Genomic DNA, 16,754 nt, shown 5'->3' on the forward strand with positions numbered 1-16,754 from the left:
AATCGGTGTATGGCGCGAACGCTCGCCTGCATCTCACTCAGGAGAGAACATGACGGCACTCATCAATCCGATCCAGTCGGCCTTGCAGCAGATGCAGGAGATGGCGGCCCAGGCCACGGGTGGCAGCGCCCCGGTTGGGAACGGCAATGGCGCGGCCACGGCAGGCGGTTTCGCGTCGGCCCTGAAAGCCTCGATCGACAAGATCAGCGGCGACCAGAAAAGCGCGATTGGCGAAGCCCATGCGTTCGAACTCGGCGCGCCGAACGTGTCGCTGAACGACGTGATGGTCGACATGCAGAAGGCCAACGTCGGCTTCCAGTTCGGACTGCAGGTGCGCAACAAGCTGGTGTCGGCCTACAACGACATCATGCAGATGGCCGTCTAAGACGCCTGCGACGCGTGTCGCCTGCGACCGCGTGCCGTCGCCAGCCTCTGGTCGGCGGAGCGCGGTCGATGCAGGCGCTAGCGCGTGCGCCGCAAGCGTGCGCCGCGCAACCGGCGCGCCGCCCGCCTCGCCGGGCGGGCATGCGCGCCGGTTCGATGCACCGTGCCGGTGCGGCGGCCCGCCGCTTGCAGCCGCTTGCAGCCAACCCGCGCCCGGGCGCGGCGCCGCGCATCTTTCCTGACGCTTCCTTCCAGCGGGCTAAAGCTTTATTCGGATGAACCGATAACCTTGATACAAGGGCTGGCGGGAACGCGTGCGGCAGGATGCGCAGCGCTCCGGCGGGCTGTCCGCTGTCAGTCTGATCTGATCGTCATCTGCAATACAGGAGGAGCGCCGATGTTTTCCCCGGGACACTCTGGAGCCAATGCCTACGCTCGCGTTGGCGTGGAGACAGGGGTGATGGGCGCCAGTCCACATCGCCTGATCGTGATGCTCTACCAGGGGGCACGCAAGGCCGTTGCGCAGGCGCGCATGCATCTGCAGCAAGGCGACATTGCGGCGCGCGGCGAGGCGATCGGCAAGGCCATTCAGATCATCGGCGACGGGTTGCAGCAGGCGCTCAACGTCGAAGCAGGCGGTGAAATCGCGGAGCGTCTCCACGCGCTCTATAGCTATATGACGCGGCGACTGCTCGAGGCTAACCTCAAACAAAGCGATGCGATGCTCGTCGAAGTCGACGGCTTGCTGGCCACGCTCGAGGAAGCCTGGATTGGAATCGCGCCGGAGATTGCGCGGATGGCGATGCAGTCGTCCGCGGAAAGCATGAGATGAGTTCGAACGCAGAATATTTCGCCCGCTACGAGGCGATCGCAGCGATTTCGGTCCGGATGGTGATGGCAGCGCGGGACGCGCTCTGGAACGATCTCGTCCTGTTGCAGGACGAGTACCGGCATCTCGTCGACGCGCTGAAGCACGCGGAAGACGGCGTACGCCTGTCCGACGACGAACGCTCGCGCAAATTCGACCTGATCCGCCAGATCCTCGCGAACGACGCGACGGTCCGCGATCTCGCGAACCCGCGCATGGCCAAGCTGCAGGCGCTGTTCGCGCCGAGCCGCCCGGCCATCGTGCTGAAAGAACTTTACCAGGCGCGCTGAGCGCTTTCATAACGTCCCACACGAGCCGCTAGCGGCCACGCAGCGTCAATGCGCGAGAGGAAGCGGGCATGAACGGAATCGACACGGCGGTGGCCTCGCTGCTGGCTAGCCGCATCGAAAGCCTGCTCCCCATCGGCGCGCGATCCGGCGCGACCACCTCGCAGACGGACGCGTCGCTCAACGTCAGGCAACCGCCCGGTGCGCCCATCGCGATGATGCCCGCGCCGTTGCCGGCCTCCGCGCAGACAGTGCTGTCGGCCGTTGCGCTGACGCTCGACGCGATCACACGCTCCGGCGGCGAGGCGACGCCCGCGCTGGTCGGGCAAGTCCCCGTCTGGCCCGCCGCGCCCGCCATCGATATCGCGCCGTTGCCGCTCTTCGACACGGGCGCGAACGCATCGCAGGCCGCGGCTTCCGGTAACGCCGCGGCGGGCGCCGCGACGGCGCAGAACGCGGGCGGCGCGACTGCCGCGCATGGCGCGGACGCGGCGGCGAACATCGTCGCCGCGCCTTTGCCTGTCGCCGAGCTGGCGGCCGCACTCAGGCGCACCGTCGACGAAAGCGGGCTCTTCTACGAATCGCATCTCGCGCAATGGCTGTCGGGGCAAAGACCCGTCGAATCGCTTGCGGGCGAGGCCCAGAATCGCCTCGCCGACGCGGCGTCGCAAATGCCGCTCGACTTGAGCCACGACGCCGATGAATCGAATTCGTGGGCGCAAGGCCACCCGTCGGGCAACTCGGGCGCCGCGGCCTTCGCGGCCGCCGTCGCCGCTGCGCGCGGCACGCCGGAAGGCCCGCAGACACAGTCGGCGCGCTTCACGACGTTCGATCTGGCGACGCACGACATCATCGACACACCCGACCAGCCTGGCCAGACGTCGCAAAATCCGGCGGCGGCTCATGCAACGAGCATGGACGACGCCAGCGCGCGCCAACAGCAATCGATGGCGGCGGCCTTGCATCCCGCGACGATACCCCTCGTGCGTCAGCAGCTCGATCTGCTCGCGACGGGGCAGTTCCGCTGGACGGGCGAAGCGTGGCCGGGCGCGCGTCTCGACTGGACGATCGAGCAGGAAGGCGATGAATGGCGGCGCAGCGGCAACGGCGCGGCATCCGCCGACGACGAATACCCATGGCGCACGCGCCTCACGCTGTCGCTGCCGTCGCTTGGCACCGTCGACGCCGAACTCACGCTGACGGGCTCGCGGCTCGTCGCGCGCGTGCAGGCGAGTCCCGGCGGCGCGGCGCGGCTCGCGGCGCAGGGCGACACCTTTCGCGAGCGCCTCGCGCAAGCGGGCATCGAGCTGAGCGGCCTGTCGATCCGCGAGATCGGCGGGAGTATGCCGGCGGCCGGCGCGGCGGCGGCCGCCGCTGCGGCGTCGGCGTATGCGCGCTCGACGGCGGACAAACCCGCGCGGAACGACGCCGCCGACAACCGCGATGTCGACTGGGATATGCAATGAGCCGCACGAGTCGAAAGAGCGCGGCGGCGCTGGTCTACGATTCGCACGGTCACGACGACGCGCCGCGCATTGTGGCGAAAGGCTACGGGATCGTCGCCGAGATGATCGTGCAGCGCGCGAAGGAAGCCGGCCTGTACGTGCATCAATCGCCCGAAATGGTGTCGCTGCTGATGCAGGTCGATGTCGACTCGCGCATTCCGCCGCGGCTGTATCAGGCCGTCGCGGAGTTGCTCGCGTGGCTGCATCGGCTGGAGAGCGGCGCCGGCGACGCTTCACCCGTCATCGACGTCGTCGCCACCGACCTTCCGCCTGACACCTCCAGCGAGCTTTGACGCCCGGCGTCAGAACCGCATCATCAAGCTGAGCAGCGCCCGTACGCGCCTGCCGTACGGCGGCGCGATCAGGCCGCGCGCATTGAAGCGCGCTTGCGTCAATACCGGCTTCATCTTCGAGAATGTGACGAAGCCTTCGTACCCGTGATACGCGCCCATTCCGCTTGCGCCGACGCCCCCGAACGGCAGGCTTTCGCACGCGAGATGCATCAGCGTTTCGTTGACGGACATGCCGCCCGCGATCGTTTCATGCGTGACGCGCGCGATCGCCGCCTTGTCGTCGTCGTACAGATAGAGCGACAACGGTCGAGGACGCGCGTTGATATAGGCGATGGCGTCGTCGAGCGAATCGTAGGGAATCACGGGCAGTAACGGCCCGAAAATCTCTTCCTGCATCAGCGTGGACGTGTCGGGCGCTTGCGTCACGGCGACGAGCGGAAAGCGGCGCACGCTCGCATCGGGCGCGGCATCGGTGAGCGGGTGCAGTTGCGCGCCCTGTTCGCGTGCTTCGTCGGCGAGCCGTTGCAGGCGCTCGAAATGACGCGGCGAAATGATCGACGTGTAGTCGGGGTTGCGCGCGAAATCCGGATAGAGCCGCGCCATGCGCGAGCGCGCCCGCTCGATGAACGCCTGTTCCTTGCCGCGCGGCACGAGCACGTAGTCCGGCGCGATGCAGGTTTGCCCCGCGTTGAGCGTCTTGCCCGCGACGATGCTGTCGACGGCGTAGTCGAAGCGCGCCTGCAATCCGACGATGGCTGGCGACTTGCCGCCGAGTTCGAGCGTCACGGGCGTCAGATGCGCGGCGGCGGCGCGCATCACTTCATGGCCGACCTTGGTCGAGCCGGTGAACAGCAGATGATCGAATGGCTGGGCGCTGAATGCCGCCGCGAGCGCGGCGTCGCCGTTCACGACGGCGACGTGATCGCGGGTAAAGGTCTGCGAGATGAGTTGTTCGAACAGCAGCGAGGTGCGCGGCGTCAGTTCCGACATCTTGATGATCGCGCGATTGCCGGCCGTGAGCGCGCTGATGAGCGGGCCGGCCGCCAGCAGCACAGGATAATTCCACGGCACGATGATCCCGACGACGCCGAGCGGCTGCGGTACGACCTTCGCGCGGGCGGGCAGGAGCCACTTGTTGGTCGCGCGACGCTGCGCTTTCATCCAGCGCTTGCCGTGACGCAGCGCGCCGTCGATTTCCTCTTTGACGAGCAGAAATTCGGCCAGCAGGATTTCTTCCTTCGCGCGATTGCCGAAGTCGGCGTGCATCGCATCGGCGAGCATGTCGCGATTGTCGAGCAGCACGTCGCGCAATGCTTTCAGATGCGCGGCGCGCTGTTCCCATGCCGGATAGGGCGCGCGCAGACAGGCGGCGCGCTGTTCGCGCAGAAGCTCTTCCAGGGCCGCGATGTCCGGGCGGTCGTTTTTCATTTCGTTGTGTCTCCCGATGTGGTTATGTACTGCTTGCAGTCAGCCGGTGAACGCGCGGTCGACGATCGCCTGATGATCGAACGAGGCGGGCAGCGTACCGTACACGCGGCCGCTTTCGCCGCAGCCGTCGCCCAGCCGCGTCGCGATGAACGCATCGGCGACGAAGGCGGGCGCATGCTGCGCGAGCAGCACCCCTTGCGCGATCAGCACGATCTGCTGCGCGATGCGGCGCGCGGAAGCTTCGCGCGTTTCGGGTGCGGACGTCAGTGCGCGCAGCAGACCTTCGAGCGCCGTGTTCAGCGCGGGATGGGTTTGCGCCACGTCGCGCCATGCGGCCAGTAAGGCCTGCGCGGCATCGGGCTCGCGCTCCATCGCGCGCAATACGTCGAGACACATCACGTTGCCCGAGCCTTCCCAGATCGAGTTCACGGGCGCTTCGCGGTAGAAGCGCGCCATCGGCCCTTCTTCGACGTAGCCATTGCCGCCCCAGACTTCCATCGTTTCGCCCGTGAATTCGAGCGTGCGCTTGCAAACCCAGTACTTCGCGGCGGGCGTGACGAGCCGCCGCCACGCACGTTCTTCAGGGGCGTTCGTGGTGTCTTCGAAAGCACGCGCGAGGCGCATGAACAGCACCGTCGCCGCTTCCGTTTCGAGCGACAGGTCGGCGAGCACGTTTCGCATCAACGGCTGATCGGCGAGATGCCTGCCGAATGCACTGCGATGCCGCGCATGGTGGATTGCCTGCACGAGCGCCGCGCGCATCAGCGCCGCGCTGCCGATCACACAGTCGAGCCGCGTGTAGTTCGCCATTTCGATGATGGTCGGCACGCCCCGTCCTTCGTCGCCGATCATCACGCCGTAGGCGTCGAAGAATTCGACCTCGCTGCTGGCGTTGGAGCGGTTGCCGAGCTTGTCCTTCAGGCGCTGCACGCGCACGGCGTTCTTGCTGCCGTCGGGCGCGAAGCGCGGCACGAAGAAGCACGACAGGCCTTCGCGATCGTCGGTGCGCGCGAGCACCAGGTGCGCGTCGCACTGCGGCGCTGAAAAGAACCACTTGTGGCCGACCAGCCGATACGCCGCGCCGCGTCCGCCGCCGGCCTCCGCAATTGCCTGCGTGCGGTTGCTGCGCACGTCCGAGCCGCCCTGCTTCTCGGTCATGCCCATGCCGATCATCATCGAAATTTTCTGGTCGAGCGGGGCGTCGCGCGGATCGTGCTCGCGCGAATACAGCTTGTCGCGCAGCGTGTCGAACAGAGCAGGCTCGCGTTGCAGCACGGGAATGCTGGCGAAGGTCATGGTCAACGGACATAGCGAGCCGGATTCGAGTTGCGCGTGCAGAAAATAGCCCGCGCAGCGCGCGACCATCGCGCCGGGCTGCGGATCGGAAAATGGCAACGCGTGCAATCCTTCGCGGCGCAGCAGGCTCAGCAATGTGTGCCACGCAGGATGAAACTCGAGCGCGTCGATGCGCTCGCCGCGCGGGCTGAAGCTCGCGAGTTCGGGCGTGTGGCGGTTCGCCAGATCGGCGAGCGCGAGCACGTCGGGTGTGGTCAGCGCGCCGCCGTCGCGCGCGAGCGCCTCGCTATGCCACGCCGCACCTTCGCGCCCGACGGCGGCGGCCAGCGCGGCATCGCTCGAAAACAGGTTGTAGTTCGCAAGCGGCGGGACCTGATTGGTCACTTCGTGCGTGTTGCCGGGGCCGAACCGTTCCATCTGATGTCTCCATTCGATACACGCGCGCCTGCCATCGTGCAGGGCGCTGTTTTATTGGAGCGCGCGAGCCGGGTGCGGAAGCGGCGGCGCGCGAAAGACCGTGTTTGAACGAGGTCCGCGCGCGCGGCGGGGCGCGGACGGCACCTTTCATCATAGGGGCGCGTTGCGGATTCCGTTTAGAGTGATCGCTCTGGCGCCAGCGGCGCGCGAACGGCCAGCGCTCCCTACAATGCGCAAGCAAATACACGTAGACAAGTGTGCACGAGACAGATGCCGCCAGCAATTCAGCGCGGTCGACAGGAGGAGCGGATGCAATATGACTACGTCATCGTCGGTGCGGGCTCGGGCGGCTGTGCGCTCGCCGGGCGTCTCGCGGAGCAATGTCCCGATGCGACCATCGCGCTCGTCGAAGCCGGGCCGCACACCGAGCGCAATCTGTTCGTCAACATGCCGCTCGGCGTCGCGGCCGTCGTGCCGTTCCGGCGCAAAACCAACTACGGCTATCTGACGACGCCGCAACCCGGCCTCGGCGGCAGGCGCGGTTATCAGCCGCGCGGACGCGGCTTCGGCGGGTCGAGCGCGATCAATGCGATGGTGTACACGCGCGGCCATCCGCTCGATTACGACGACTGGGCGCGTCTCGGCTGCGACGGCTGGGCATTCGGCGACGTGCTGCCGTATTTCCGCCGCGCCGAGGGCAACGAGCGCGGCGCCGATGCGCTGCATGGCGCTGACGGCCCGCTCAGCGTGTCGAACCTGCGTTTTCAGAATCCGTTCTCACATCGCTTCGTGAACGCTGCCGTCGAAGCAGGCTTCCCGCGCAACGACGACTTCAACGGCCCGCAGCAGGAAGGCGTCGGCTTCTATCAGGTGACGCAGCGCGACGGACAGCGCTGGAGCGTCGCGCGCGCTTATATCTACGGCCGCGCGCGCCCGAACCTGCACACGATCGCCGACGCAGCCGTGTTGCGCGTGGTGTTCGACGGCAAGCGCGCGAAGGGCGTCGAAGTGATGCGCGGCGGACTCACGGAGACGATCGAGGCGCGCGCGGAAGTCGTGCTGTCGGCGGGGACGTTCAATTCGCCGCAACTGCTGATGTGCTCGGGTATCGGTCCCGCCGATCATCTGCGTGCGCTCGGCATTCCCGTGCTGCACGACGCGGCCGAGGTCGGGCGCAATCTCACGGATCACGTCGATTTCACGATCAACAAGCGCGTGTCGTCGGCACAAACGATCGGCTTTTCGCTGCGCGGCTTCGCGAAGATGGTGCCGGGCTTTGTCTCGTATTGGCGCAGCGGGCGCGGCATGCTGACGAGCAACGTTGCGGAAGCGGGCGGCTTTCTGAAAAGCCGGCCGACGCTCGACCGGCCCGATCTGCAACTGCACTTCTGCACGGCGCTCGTCGACGATCACAACCGCCACATGCATTGGGGGCACGGCTATTCGCTGCACGTGTGCGTGCTGCGTCCGCATAGCCGCGGCGCTGTCACGCTGGCGAGCAGCGATGCGCGCGAAGCACCCGTGATCGATCCGGCGTTTCTCAGCGATCCGCGCGATCTCGACCTGCTCGTCGAAGGCGTGCGTCTGTCGCGGCGGATTCTCGACGCGCCGTCGCTCGCGCTGTGCGGCGGTCGCGAGCTTTATACGCGGCATGGCCAGACCGACGCCGAACTGCGCGCGACGATCGCAGCGCATGCCGACACGATCTATCACCCCGTTTCGACGTGCCGGATGGGCGGCGACGAGCGGTCCGTCGTCGATACGCAATTGCGCGTGCGCGGCGTGACAGGTCTGCGCGTGGTCGATGCATCCGTGATGCCGACGCTGATCGGCGGCAACACGAATGCGCCGACGGTGATGATTGGCGAGCGAGCCGCCGATTTCATTGCCGCGACGCGCCGTGCTACCCCGCGCCAGGCGCTCGCGGGCGAGCCGGTGCGCGTGACGTGACAGGCCGTGATTGCGGCGTTGGACGCCGTCGATTGTGACAAAGCGCAAAGAACGCCGTAAGAGAATTCCGATAAAGTTTGGAAATCATTGATCGCTTCAATTCTGAGATTTTCCCGCTCCTATAATCGCGGCCCAACGAAGGGCGCATGGGCGCGCGTTCGAAATTCAGGGAAGCGAATCGATGAGTGTCAATGTGATTCAACTGGTCCGGTCGGCGTTGCCGGACGCCGTGGTTCAACAACTGTCGAACTGTCTCGGATTGCCGCCGGAAGCGACGGCGAAAGTCATGGACGTCACCGCGCCCGCGCTCGTCGCCGGCCTGCTGAACAAGTGCGCAACGCTCGAGGGCGCGCGTACGCTGTTCGCGACGATCCTCGGTCAGAAAGTCAATGCGGACGTCGCCGAACAGCTGCCGCGCCTGTTGTCGAGCACGACGGGTGTCACGCAGCTGTCGTCGACGGGGCGTCAGTTGCTCGAGCATACGTTCGAGCGCCGCATCGACGGGCTGAGCGACACCGTGTCGATGCAAACAGGCGTGCCTGCGCACGCGACGCATGCCGTGTCGGGCATTGCGGGCAGCATTCTGCTGGGCGTGCTCAAGCGCCACATTCTCGAGCATCGGGGCAACATCGGTCAGTTGCCGACCGTGCTCGGCCAGCAGTTGCAGACCATCGCGCCGTTTCTGAACGACGGCCTCACGACCGTACTGGGCCTGGGCGGCGCGGCTGCCTTCGCGCAGACGATCGGCTCGCAGGTGCGCGCCGTCTCATCGCATTTCGAACATCCCGCCGCGGCGCCAGCGCCGACGGCCGCGCACGGTCCCGTCGAACCCGCTTCGTCCACCACGGCGACCTCCGTTGTGCCGTCCGCGCGCGAAGTGCGCCATGTCGGCCCGAAGGCGAAGCACTGGTTCGGCATCGCCGCCTTGTCCGCGCTGATCGGCGCGATCGTTGCGATGCTCATGTGGATGGCACTGGCCTTGTGCCCGGCGGCGACCAGTTTGCTCGGTTACCGTGCCGCCGCGGCGACGGTCGAGGCGCCGGCTGTTCCGAAGCAAGCGGATGTGCGGCCCGCTGCGCAAGCGCCGCAGGACGATGCGGCAAGCGCCGCCGGTAAGATCGAAGCCCAGGCGGCACCCGCCGTCGCGAAGGACTCGCAACTGATCGTGGCCGTCGACGCGAAGGGCAAGCCGACGCTTACCGCGACGGTTCAGAATGTCGCTGAGAAAGCGGCGCTGCTGAACGCGCTGACAAAGAAATTCGGTGCTGGCAACTTCAACGCCGACATCACCGTCGACGAAAACCGTAAGCCTGCCGACTGGCTCGCGCAGATCGACGCGCTGATGCCGCTACTGTCTACGCCCGGCGCGGAAGTGAAGATCGACGGCACGCATGTCGAACTGAGCGGCGCGGCCGCCGACCCGAAATCGGGCTGGCTCGACCGGCTGAAATCGCTGTTCGGCGCACCGTACCAGGTAAGCGCATTCGACGCAGCGCAAGCCGTTGCGAGCGCCGCGCAATCGTTCAGGAACGCGGCGAAGTTGCTGGGCGCCTCGTGCGCGAGCGCGGATGTCGTCAAGACGCTGAACCTGCAGGTCGTCAATTTCGCCTCGCGCGATGCGCACGTGCCGCAGTCCGCACTCGACGATCTGAACCAGTCCGCGCAACTCCTCAAGTCGTGCTCGGCGAGCGGCCACGCGTTGAAGCTCGAAGTGGCGGGCTTCTCGGATAACGTCGGCAGCGAATCGGCGAATCTGGAACTGTCGAAGGAACGCGCGGACGCCGTGCGCGCCTTCCTCGTCAAGGCTGGCGTGCCCGCCGATGCGCTCGTCGCGCATGGCTACGGCAACGTCCGTCCTGTGGCGAGCAACGCGACGGAAAGCGGACGCTTCGCGAATCGCCGGATCGAATTCAGCGAGACGCAAGCTCAGACGACGCAGGATCAGGCGCAGACTCCGGCGAAGTAAGCTTCGCCAGACAGGACCTAGATGCGGCACACGAAGCCGCCCGGTGCAAACCGGGCGGCTTTTTTCATTTCGGCGGCGGTTTCGCGCGATCCGGCGCCGGCGCTGGCGCGTCGAAGGTCAGCGGGTGCGTGAAGTTGTCGGTGGTCAGTCCCGGCAGCGTTTCGCGCGCCACCTCCAGCCATGCGCGCGCCGCATGCGACAGATAACCGTTGCGCCGCCAGCCAATCGCCATTTCCCACGGAATCTCCGGCGCCACGACGGGACGGCAGGTGAATTGCGCCGCGTCGAGCCGCCGGCAATACGGCGCGGGCAGAAGCGCAATGCCGACGCCCGCCAGCACCAGCGCCGCCATGAAATCCCAATGCCCGCTGCGTCCGACGATGGTCGGCGCGAAACCGGCCGTGCGGCACGCCGTCAGCACCACGTCGTTGAGCGCGAGGCTTTCGCCGTAGAAGACGAACGGCTCGCTGGCGAGATCGGCGAGCGGCACTTCCTTCAACTCGTCCCAGCGCGAGCCCTGGCGCGCGACCAGCCACAGCACCTGACGGCTCATCGGCAGCACGTCGATCATGTCGTCGACGGGTTGCAGCACGCCGCCCAGTTCCAGTTCGCCGGAAATCAGCGCGGCTTCGATGGCCTTCGAGCCCTGTTCGAAAAGCTTCAGCTCGATCTTCGGATGGCGCTGGCGGAACGCGGCGATGGCGGGCGTGAACAGCGACCCGCCCATCGGCGGAATGCCGATGGTCAGCTCGCCGCGCCCGAGTTTGTCGAGATCTTGCAGTTCGGCCTGCAACTGCGCGTAGGCGGCGAGCACGTCCTGGCCGCGCTGATAGACGATGCGTCCGGCATCCGTGAGCACCATTTGCCGGCCGTCGCGCAGCAGCAGCGGGGAGCCGGTTTCGTCCTCCAGTGCCTTCACCATCTTGCTGATGGTCGGCTGCGTGACGAACATCTGCTCGGCTGCCACGGTGAAGCTCTGTTGCCGCACCACTTCAACGAAATAGCGGAGTGCGCGCAGTTCCATATTCGTAGCCCTCGGAATTCCAATTTGGAATGAAGCGGATAATTCTAAGTCATTATATTTATGTTGCACTGCACCCTATACTGAATCTCATCCAAAAGTCACCTAGGGTTTGCCATGATCTCGCCGCTGATCGCTCGTCTTGCCGCTTCAGTCCGCCTCGATGCGACGTCGCCCGTCGCGAAGATCGGCCGGATCGTCGTGCAGAGCGCCGGGATCGCTGGCGTCTGGTTCGTCGCCGACTGCGTCGTGCGCCGTTTCGGCTTGCCGGTGCCGGGCGGCGTCGTGGGCCTCGTCGCGTTGCTCGCGCTGCTGTTCTGCGGCGGCGTCGCGCCGCGCTGGGTGAAGGCGGGCGCCGACTGGCTGCTGTCGGACATGCTGCTGTTCTTCATTCCCGCTGCCGTTGCGGCAGTTCAGTACGGCGGCCTGTTCCGCGAGGACGGCTGGCGTCTTGCGCTGGTCGTGGTCGCGGGCACGCTGATGGTGATGGTGGCTGTCGCATTCGCCGTCGAACAGGCCGCGCGGCTCGAACGCCGTCTTGCGCTGCGCCGCGCGATGGTTCAGCGCTCGCCCGGCGAACGTCGTCCTGTCAGCCGCAACTTCCTCTAATCCACGTCCCGGACCGTTCCGCCGATGAGCGCCCTCTACACGTCTCTTTTCGCCGACGACGCCTCCCGGCTCATTGCCGCTGGCTGTTTCGTGCTGACGGTGGCGCTCTATTTCGCGTCGAAGGCGCTGTATGCGCGCTTCAAGTCGCCGTGGCTGACGCCGCTTCTCGCCGTGCCCGCCGTGCTGGCTGCGATTGTCGTGATCGCGCGGATTCCGTACGCCGTCTATTTTCAGGACACGCGCTGGCTGATGTGGCTGCTCGGCCCGGCCACGGTCGCCTTCGCGGTGCCCATCTACGAATACCGCGATCTGCTGCGGCGGCACTGGATTTCGCTTACCGTTGGCGTGACGGTCGGCATCGTCGTTGCCGTGGGCGGCTCGCTCGCGCTGTCGAAGCTGCTGCATCTGTCGCCGGAACTGCAGCGCAGCCTGATGACGCGCTCGGTATCGACGCCTTTCGCGCTCGCCGTCTCCGACAAGATTCACGCGCCGAAGGACCTGACCGCGCTGTTCGTGATCGCGACGGGCGTCTGTGGGATGCTGTTCGGTGAACTCGTGCTCGCGCTCATGCCGCTGCGCACACGGCTTGCACGCGGCGCGCTGTTCGGCGCGGCGGCGCACGGCGTCGGCACCGCGAAGGCGCGCGAGCTGGGCAGCGAAGAGGGCGTCGTCGCGAGTCTGACGATGATGATCGCCGGCGTCGTGATGGTGCTGCTCGCGCCGCTGTTAGGGATGCTTCCCCTTTGACGTAGCCGGGACGGCAGCTAATTTGGGATGGTCGGCGGCGCGCTCGCTTTATGATGCCGGCGTCGTTGATTCGAGAGACCGGTCCAGGCGATGCTTCCCATTTCCGTCATCATTCCCTGCTACAACGCTGAGCAGACGCTCGCACGCACGCTCGACAGTTGCATCGCGCAGCCCGAGGCCGCGCAGATTCTGGTGATCGACGACGGCTCGCGTGACGCTTCGCCCGACATCGCTGCGCAATATGCGCAGAAGTACCCGCAGATCGAACTGCTGCGCATGCCGCAAAACGGTGGCGCGGCACGCGCGCGAAACTGGGGCGCGATGCACGCGTTACACCCGCTGCTGGCTTTCATCGACGCCGACGACGAATACATGCCGCACGCGCTCGCCGCTGCCGCAGCCTTCCTGCAGGATCATCCGGGGCAGCCCTCGATCCGCCTCAACGTCGAGTTTTGCGGCTTTCCCGCCGACATCACAGGCCATCCGCAGTTCCACAATCACGCGGCAACGCTGAGCAACACGGTGCCGAGCAGCCTCGTGATCCGGCGCTCCATCTATGCCGCGTTCGACGGCTTTCCGCTCGACGACGTGTTCCGGCGTCATGGCGGCGAGGACGGTGCGTTTTCGCTGGCGTTGCTGAATATCTTCGGCAATCCGCGGCTCGACGACAGCAAGCGCGTGCGCATGCACTATCACCCGAACATCCATGCGGAGCGCTATTTCCGCATTTCGATGGGCATGCTGGAAGCGACGGACGAACTCGTCAACTCGACGCGCGAAGCATCCTGGCGCTTCGTGCGCCGCGCGTTTGCAGCGATAAACGAATTGCGTGGCCTCGAGCTCGCGCCGCATCTGAGCGCGCAACCAGGCGCGGATTCAGCGCCGGATCAATCGGCATAAGCTGAATCGTCATACCGCAAGCCATCTCGTTTTGCTACAATCGCCGTTCGTCTTCGAGGAGCGTTGCGACGGGTTTCACCCGCCAGGCTCGAAGACTTTCAATCGGAAGGATTGGACGCGCGCCGCGCCAACAAACCAACCGCATCGAACGGCGCTCACGTCAAATTTCTAGTCATTTTTAGAAAGGAGGGCGTGATGAACGCCGCAGTCTACGATTCCAAAGATTCCAAAGATTTCGTTGTTGCCGACCTGTCGCTGGCCGACTGGGGCCGCAAGGAACTCACCATCGCCGAGACCGAAATGCCCGGTCTCATGCAAACCCGCGAAGAGTACAAGACGCAGCAGCCGCTGAAGGGCGCGCGCATTGCGGGCTCGCTGCACATGACCATTCAGACAGGCGTGCTGATCGAGACGCTGACCGCGCTGGGCGCTGACGTCCGCTGGGCATCGTGCAACATCTTCTCGACGCAGGATCACGCTGCCGCCGCCATCGCGAAGGCCGGCACGCCCGTGTTTGCGTTCAAGGGCGAATCGCTCGACGAATACTGGGAGTTCTCGCACCGCATCTTCGAATGGCCGAACGGTGAGTTCGCCAACATGATTCTCGACGACGGCGGCGACGCAACGCTGCTGTTGATCCTCGGCTCGAAGGCCGAGAAGGATCGCTCGGTGATCGCGAAGCCGACCAACGAGGAAGAAGTCGCGCTGTACAAGTCGATTGCTGCGCATCTCGACATCGACCCGACGTGGTACTCGAAGCGCCTCGCGCACATCAAGGGCGTCACGGAAGAAACGACCACGGGCGTGCACCGCCTGTATCAGATGGAGAAGGAAGGCCGTCTGCCGTTCCCCGCGATCAACGTGAACGACTCGGTCACGAAGTCGAAGTTCGACAACCTGTATGGCTGCCGCGAGTCGCTCGTCGACGGCATCAAGCGTGCGACCGACGTGATGATCGCTGGCAAGATCGCGGTTGTCGCGGGTTACGGCGACGTGGGCAAGGGTTGCGCGCAATCGCTGCGCGGTCTGGGCGCGACGGTGTGGGTCACGGAAATCGATCCGATCTGCGCGCTGCAAGCGGCGATGGAAGGCTACCGCGTCGTGACGATGGAATACGCGGCTGACAAGGCCGACATCTTCGTGACGGCAACGGGCAACTACCACGTGATCAACCACGATCACATGAAGGCGATGCGCAACAACGCGATCGTCTGCAACATCGGCCACTTCGACTCGGAAATCGACGTTGCGTCGACGCGCCAGTACCAGTGGGAAAACATCAAGCCGCAAGTCGACCACATCATTTTCCCGGACGGCAAGCGCGTGATCCTGCTGGCTGAAGGCCGCCTCGTGAACCTGGGTTGCGCGACGGGCCACCCGTCGTTCGTGATGTCGAACTCGTTCACGAACCAGACGCTCGCGCAGATCGAACTGTTCGTCGACGGCGCCAAGTACGAGAACAAGGTTTACGTGCTGCCGAAGCAACTCGACGAAAAGGTCGCGCGCCTGCACCTGGCGCGCATCGGCGCGAATCTGACGGAGCTGTCGGCGGAACAGGCTGGGTACATCGGCGTCGACAAGAACGGTCCGTTCAAGCCGAACCACTACCGTTATTAAGCCGCAAACCAAACTGCAAAAGGCGGCATGACAGACGCAGCGGCGTGCTTCGGCACGCAGTTGCATCGGACGAAGCACAGGCCCATGCGAAGCATTGCATGGGCTGATGCTTCTCGCGTGCCTTCGAGTTCAATCCGGACTTCACGCTCACAGACGACCAGGAGCTGTTCATGACTGTATTGCTGACCTGGGTGATCAATGCGCTCGCGCTGCTGATCATCACCTACCTCGTGCCGTCGATCCACATTCGCAGTTTCGGCACTGCGCTGATCGTCGCGCTCGTGCTGGGGCTCATCAATGCCGTCTTGCGGCCGGTGCTGATCCTGCTGACGTTGCCCGTCACGATCCTGACGCTTGGGCTCTTCATTCTGGTGGTGAATGCGCTGTGCTTCTGGTTGTGCGCGTCGCTGCTGAAGGGCTTCGAGGTGTCGGGATTCTGGTCGGCGTTCTTCGGCTCGATCCTGTACAGCATCGTTTCGTGGCTGCTGTCCGCGCTCATCTTCGGCAACCGCGGCCTGGGCTGACGGGTGCCAACAGAACCATGAACCCCATCGAACTTTCATTCGAATTCTTCCCGCCGAAAACACAGGAAGGGCTCGACAAGCTGCGTGCGACGCGCGCGGAACTGTTGCCGCTCAAGCCCAAGTTCGTGTCCGTCACGTTCGGCGCGGGCGGTTCGACCCAGCAGGGCACGCTCGACACGGTGCTCGACATGGCGAAGGACGGACTCGAAGCCGCGCCGCACCTGTCGTGCATCGGCTCGTCGAGGGAAAGCCTGCGAGCGATTCTCAACGAGTATCGCTCGCATGGCATCCGTCATATTGTCGCGTTGCGTGGCGATTTGCCGTCGGGCATGGGTGCGGTCGGAGAACTGCGCTACGCGTCGGAACTGGTGAGTTTCATTCGTGCCGAATTCGGCGACTGGTTTCGGATCGAAGTCGCGGGATATCCCGAGTATCACCCGCAGTCGCGTTCGCCGAAGCACGATCTCGAGAACTTTGCGCGCAAGGTGAAGGCGGGTGCCAATTCAGCGATCACGCAATATTTCTTTAATGCTGATGCGTATTTCCGCTTCGTCGACGATGCGCGTAAGCTCGGCGTCGATGTGCCGATCGTGCCTGGGATCATGCCTATCACGAACTTTTCGCAGTTGATGCGGTTCTCCGAAATGTGCGGCGCTGAAGTGCCGAGATGGGTCGCGCGGCGGCTCGAAAGCTTCGGTGATGATCGCGAGTCGATTCGCGCGTTCGGGCTGGATGTGGTGGCTGATCTTTGTCGTCGTCTTGTTGAGGCGAAGGTGCCGGGGTTGCATTTTTATACGCTTAATGGCGCGGGTGCGACGAAGGCTATTTGTGAGCGGTTGGGGGGCTGACGTTTAGGTTTGGTTTTGGTTCGGTTTTGGTTCGGTTTTGGGGGCCTATCCGTCATTTTGTGGGCGAGGCATATCATGAGAGGTAAAAGTCATG

At 65.1% G+C, this 16,754-nt stretch carries 16 protein-coding genes and 1 riboswitch; of the genes, 13 read left to right on the forward strand and 3 right to left on the reverse strand.

The features are described from left to right. The first annotated feature begins 49 nt into the window (after positions 1–49). From fliE to KFO72_RS33050, 5 genes are all read left to right on the forward strand, one after another. Positions 50–385: a flagellar hook-basal body complex protein FliE gene (fliE, locus tag KFO72_RS33030; protein WP_035991525.1), complete on the forward strand. Its 336-nt coding sequence runs from the start codon at positions 50–52 to the stop codon at positions 383–385. A gap of 396 nt (positions 386–781) precedes the next feature. Beyond that, the gene (gene fliS / locus KFO72_RS33035) at positions 782–1,216 is read left to right on the forward strand and encodes a flagellar export chaperone FliS (RefSeq protein WP_007577111.1); all 435 of its coding nucleotides are present in this window, start codon (positions 782–784) and stop codon (positions 1,214–1,216) included. Beyond that, positions 1,213–1,542 carry a flagellar protein FliT gene (locus KFO72_RS33040; protein ID WP_035991528.1) on the forward strand — a complete coding sequence of 110 codons (330 nt, stop codon included), beginning with the start codon at positions 1,213–1,215 and terminating at the stop codon, positions 1,540–1,542. Before fliS ends, KFO72_RS33040 begins: the two co-directional genes overlap by 4 nt. 68 nt (positions 1,543–1,610) lie before the next feature. After that, the gene (locus KFO72_RS33045; RefSeq protein ID WP_225033857.1) at positions 1,611–3,005 is read left to right on the forward strand and encodes a flagellar hook-length control protein FliK; all 1,395 of its coding nucleotides are present in this window, start codon (positions 1,611–1,613) and stop codon (positions 3,003–3,005) included. Continuing rightward, a complete protein-coding gene (locus KFO72_RS33050) occupies positions 3,002–3,337 on the forward strand; it encodes an EscU/YscU/HrcU family type III secretion system export apparatus switch protein (protein WP_054929237.1) in 336 nt (111 codons plus the stop codon). Before KFO72_RS33045 ends, KFO72_RS33050 begins: the two co-directional genes overlap by 4 nt. Before the next feature lie 9 nt (positions 3,338–3,346). Here KFO72_RS33050 and KFO72_RS33055 read toward each other — a convergent pair whose 3' ends face one another. Both KFO72_RS33055 and KFO72_RS33060 read right to left on the reverse strand, forming a co-directional pair. After that, on the reverse strand, positions 3,347–4,765 hold the full coding sequence (locus KFO72_RS33055) for a coniferyl aldehyde dehydrogenase (protein WP_225033858.1): 1,419 nt from the start codon (positions 4,763–4,765) through the stop codon (positions 3,347–3,349). A 39-nt stretch (positions 4,766–4,804) separates the two neighbouring features. Next, complete coding sequence (locus KFO72_RS33060; RefSeq protein WP_225033859.1) at positions 4,805–6,478, reverse strand: isovaleryl-CoA dehydrogenase; 1,674 nt, start codon at positions 6,476–6,478, stop codon at positions 4,805–4,807. A gap of 309 nt (positions 6,479–6,787) precedes the next feature. Between KFO72_RS33060 and KFO72_RS33065 the strand changes: the two genes are divergently transcribed. Beyond that, positions 6,788–8,428, forward strand: coding sequence for a GMC family oxidoreductase (locus KFO72_RS33065; RefSeq protein WP_225033860.1), 1,641 nt, complete (start codon positions 6,788–6,790; stop codon positions 8,426–8,428). A 181-nt stretch (positions 8,429–8,609) separates the two neighbouring features. Next, on the forward strand, positions 8,610–10,394 hold the full coding sequence (locus KFO72_RS33070) for an OmpA family protein (RefSeq protein WP_225033861.1): 1,785 nt from the start codon (positions 8,610–8,612) through the stop codon (positions 10,392–10,394). Between the two features lie 64 nt (positions 10,395–10,458). Here KFO72_RS33070 and KFO72_RS33075 read toward each other — a convergent pair whose 3' ends face one another. After that, on the reverse strand, positions 10,459–11,418 hold the full coding sequence (locus KFO72_RS33075) for a LysR family transcriptional regulator (RefSeq protein WP_054929232.1): 960 nt from the start codon (positions 11,416–11,418) through the stop codon (positions 10,459–10,461). Between the two features lie 114 nt (positions 11,419–11,532). On the opposite strand from KFO72_RS33075, the gene KFO72_RS33080 reads away from it, so the two are divergent. From KFO72_RS33080 to metF, 6 genes are all read left to right on the forward strand, one after another. After that, complete coding sequence (locus KFO72_RS33080) at positions 11,533–12,024, forward strand: CidA/LrgA family protein (protein ID WP_054929231.1); 492 nt, start codon at positions 11,533–11,535, stop codon at positions 12,022–12,024. Between the two features lie 24 nt (positions 12,025–12,048). Beyond that, positions 12,049–12,771 (forward strand): LrgB family protein, encoded by a 723-nt coding sequence (locus tag KFO72_RS33085; protein WP_225033862.1) that lies wholly within the window; start codon positions 12,049–12,051, stop codon positions 12,769–12,771. Positions 12,772–12,861: 90 nt separating this feature from the next. Continuing rightward, a complete protein-coding gene (locus tag KFO72_RS33090) occupies positions 12,862–13,671 on the forward strand; it encodes a glycosyltransferase family 2 protein (RefSeq protein WP_225033863.1) in 810 nt (269 codons plus the stop codon). A gap of 49 nt (positions 13,672–13,720) precedes the next feature. Further along, positions 13,721–13,835, forward strand: a riboswitch (S-adenosyl-L-homocysteine riboswitch). Positions 13,836–13,866: 31 nt separating this feature from the next. Beyond that, positions 13,867–15,288, forward strand: coding sequence for an adenosylhomocysteinase (gene ahcY, locus KFO72_RS33095; protein WP_054929248.1), 1,422 nt, complete (start codon positions 13,867–13,869; stop codon positions 15,286–15,288). 170 nt (positions 15,289–15,458) lie between these two features. Beyond that, the gene (locus KFO72_RS33100; protein WP_035991550.1) at positions 15,459–15,812 is read left to right on the forward strand and encodes a phage holin family protein; all 354 of its coding nucleotides are present in this window, start codon (positions 15,459–15,461) and stop codon (positions 15,810–15,812) included. A gap of 17 nt (positions 15,813–15,829) precedes the next feature. Continuing rightward, on the forward strand, positions 15,830–16,660 hold the full coding sequence (metF, locus tag KFO72_RS33105) for a methylenetetrahydrofolate reductase [NAD(P)H] (RefSeq protein WP_054929228.1): 831 nt from the start codon (positions 15,830–15,832) through the stop codon (positions 16,658–16,660). The last annotated feature ends 94 nt before the right edge of the window (positions 16,661–16,754 follow it).

It is taken from the genome of Paraburkholderia sp. XV, assembly GCF_020177535.1.
GTDB classification, from domain to species: domain Bacteria; phylum Pseudomonadota; class Gammaproteobacteria; order Burkholderiales; family Burkholderiaceae; genus Paraburkholderia; species Paraburkholderia caribensis.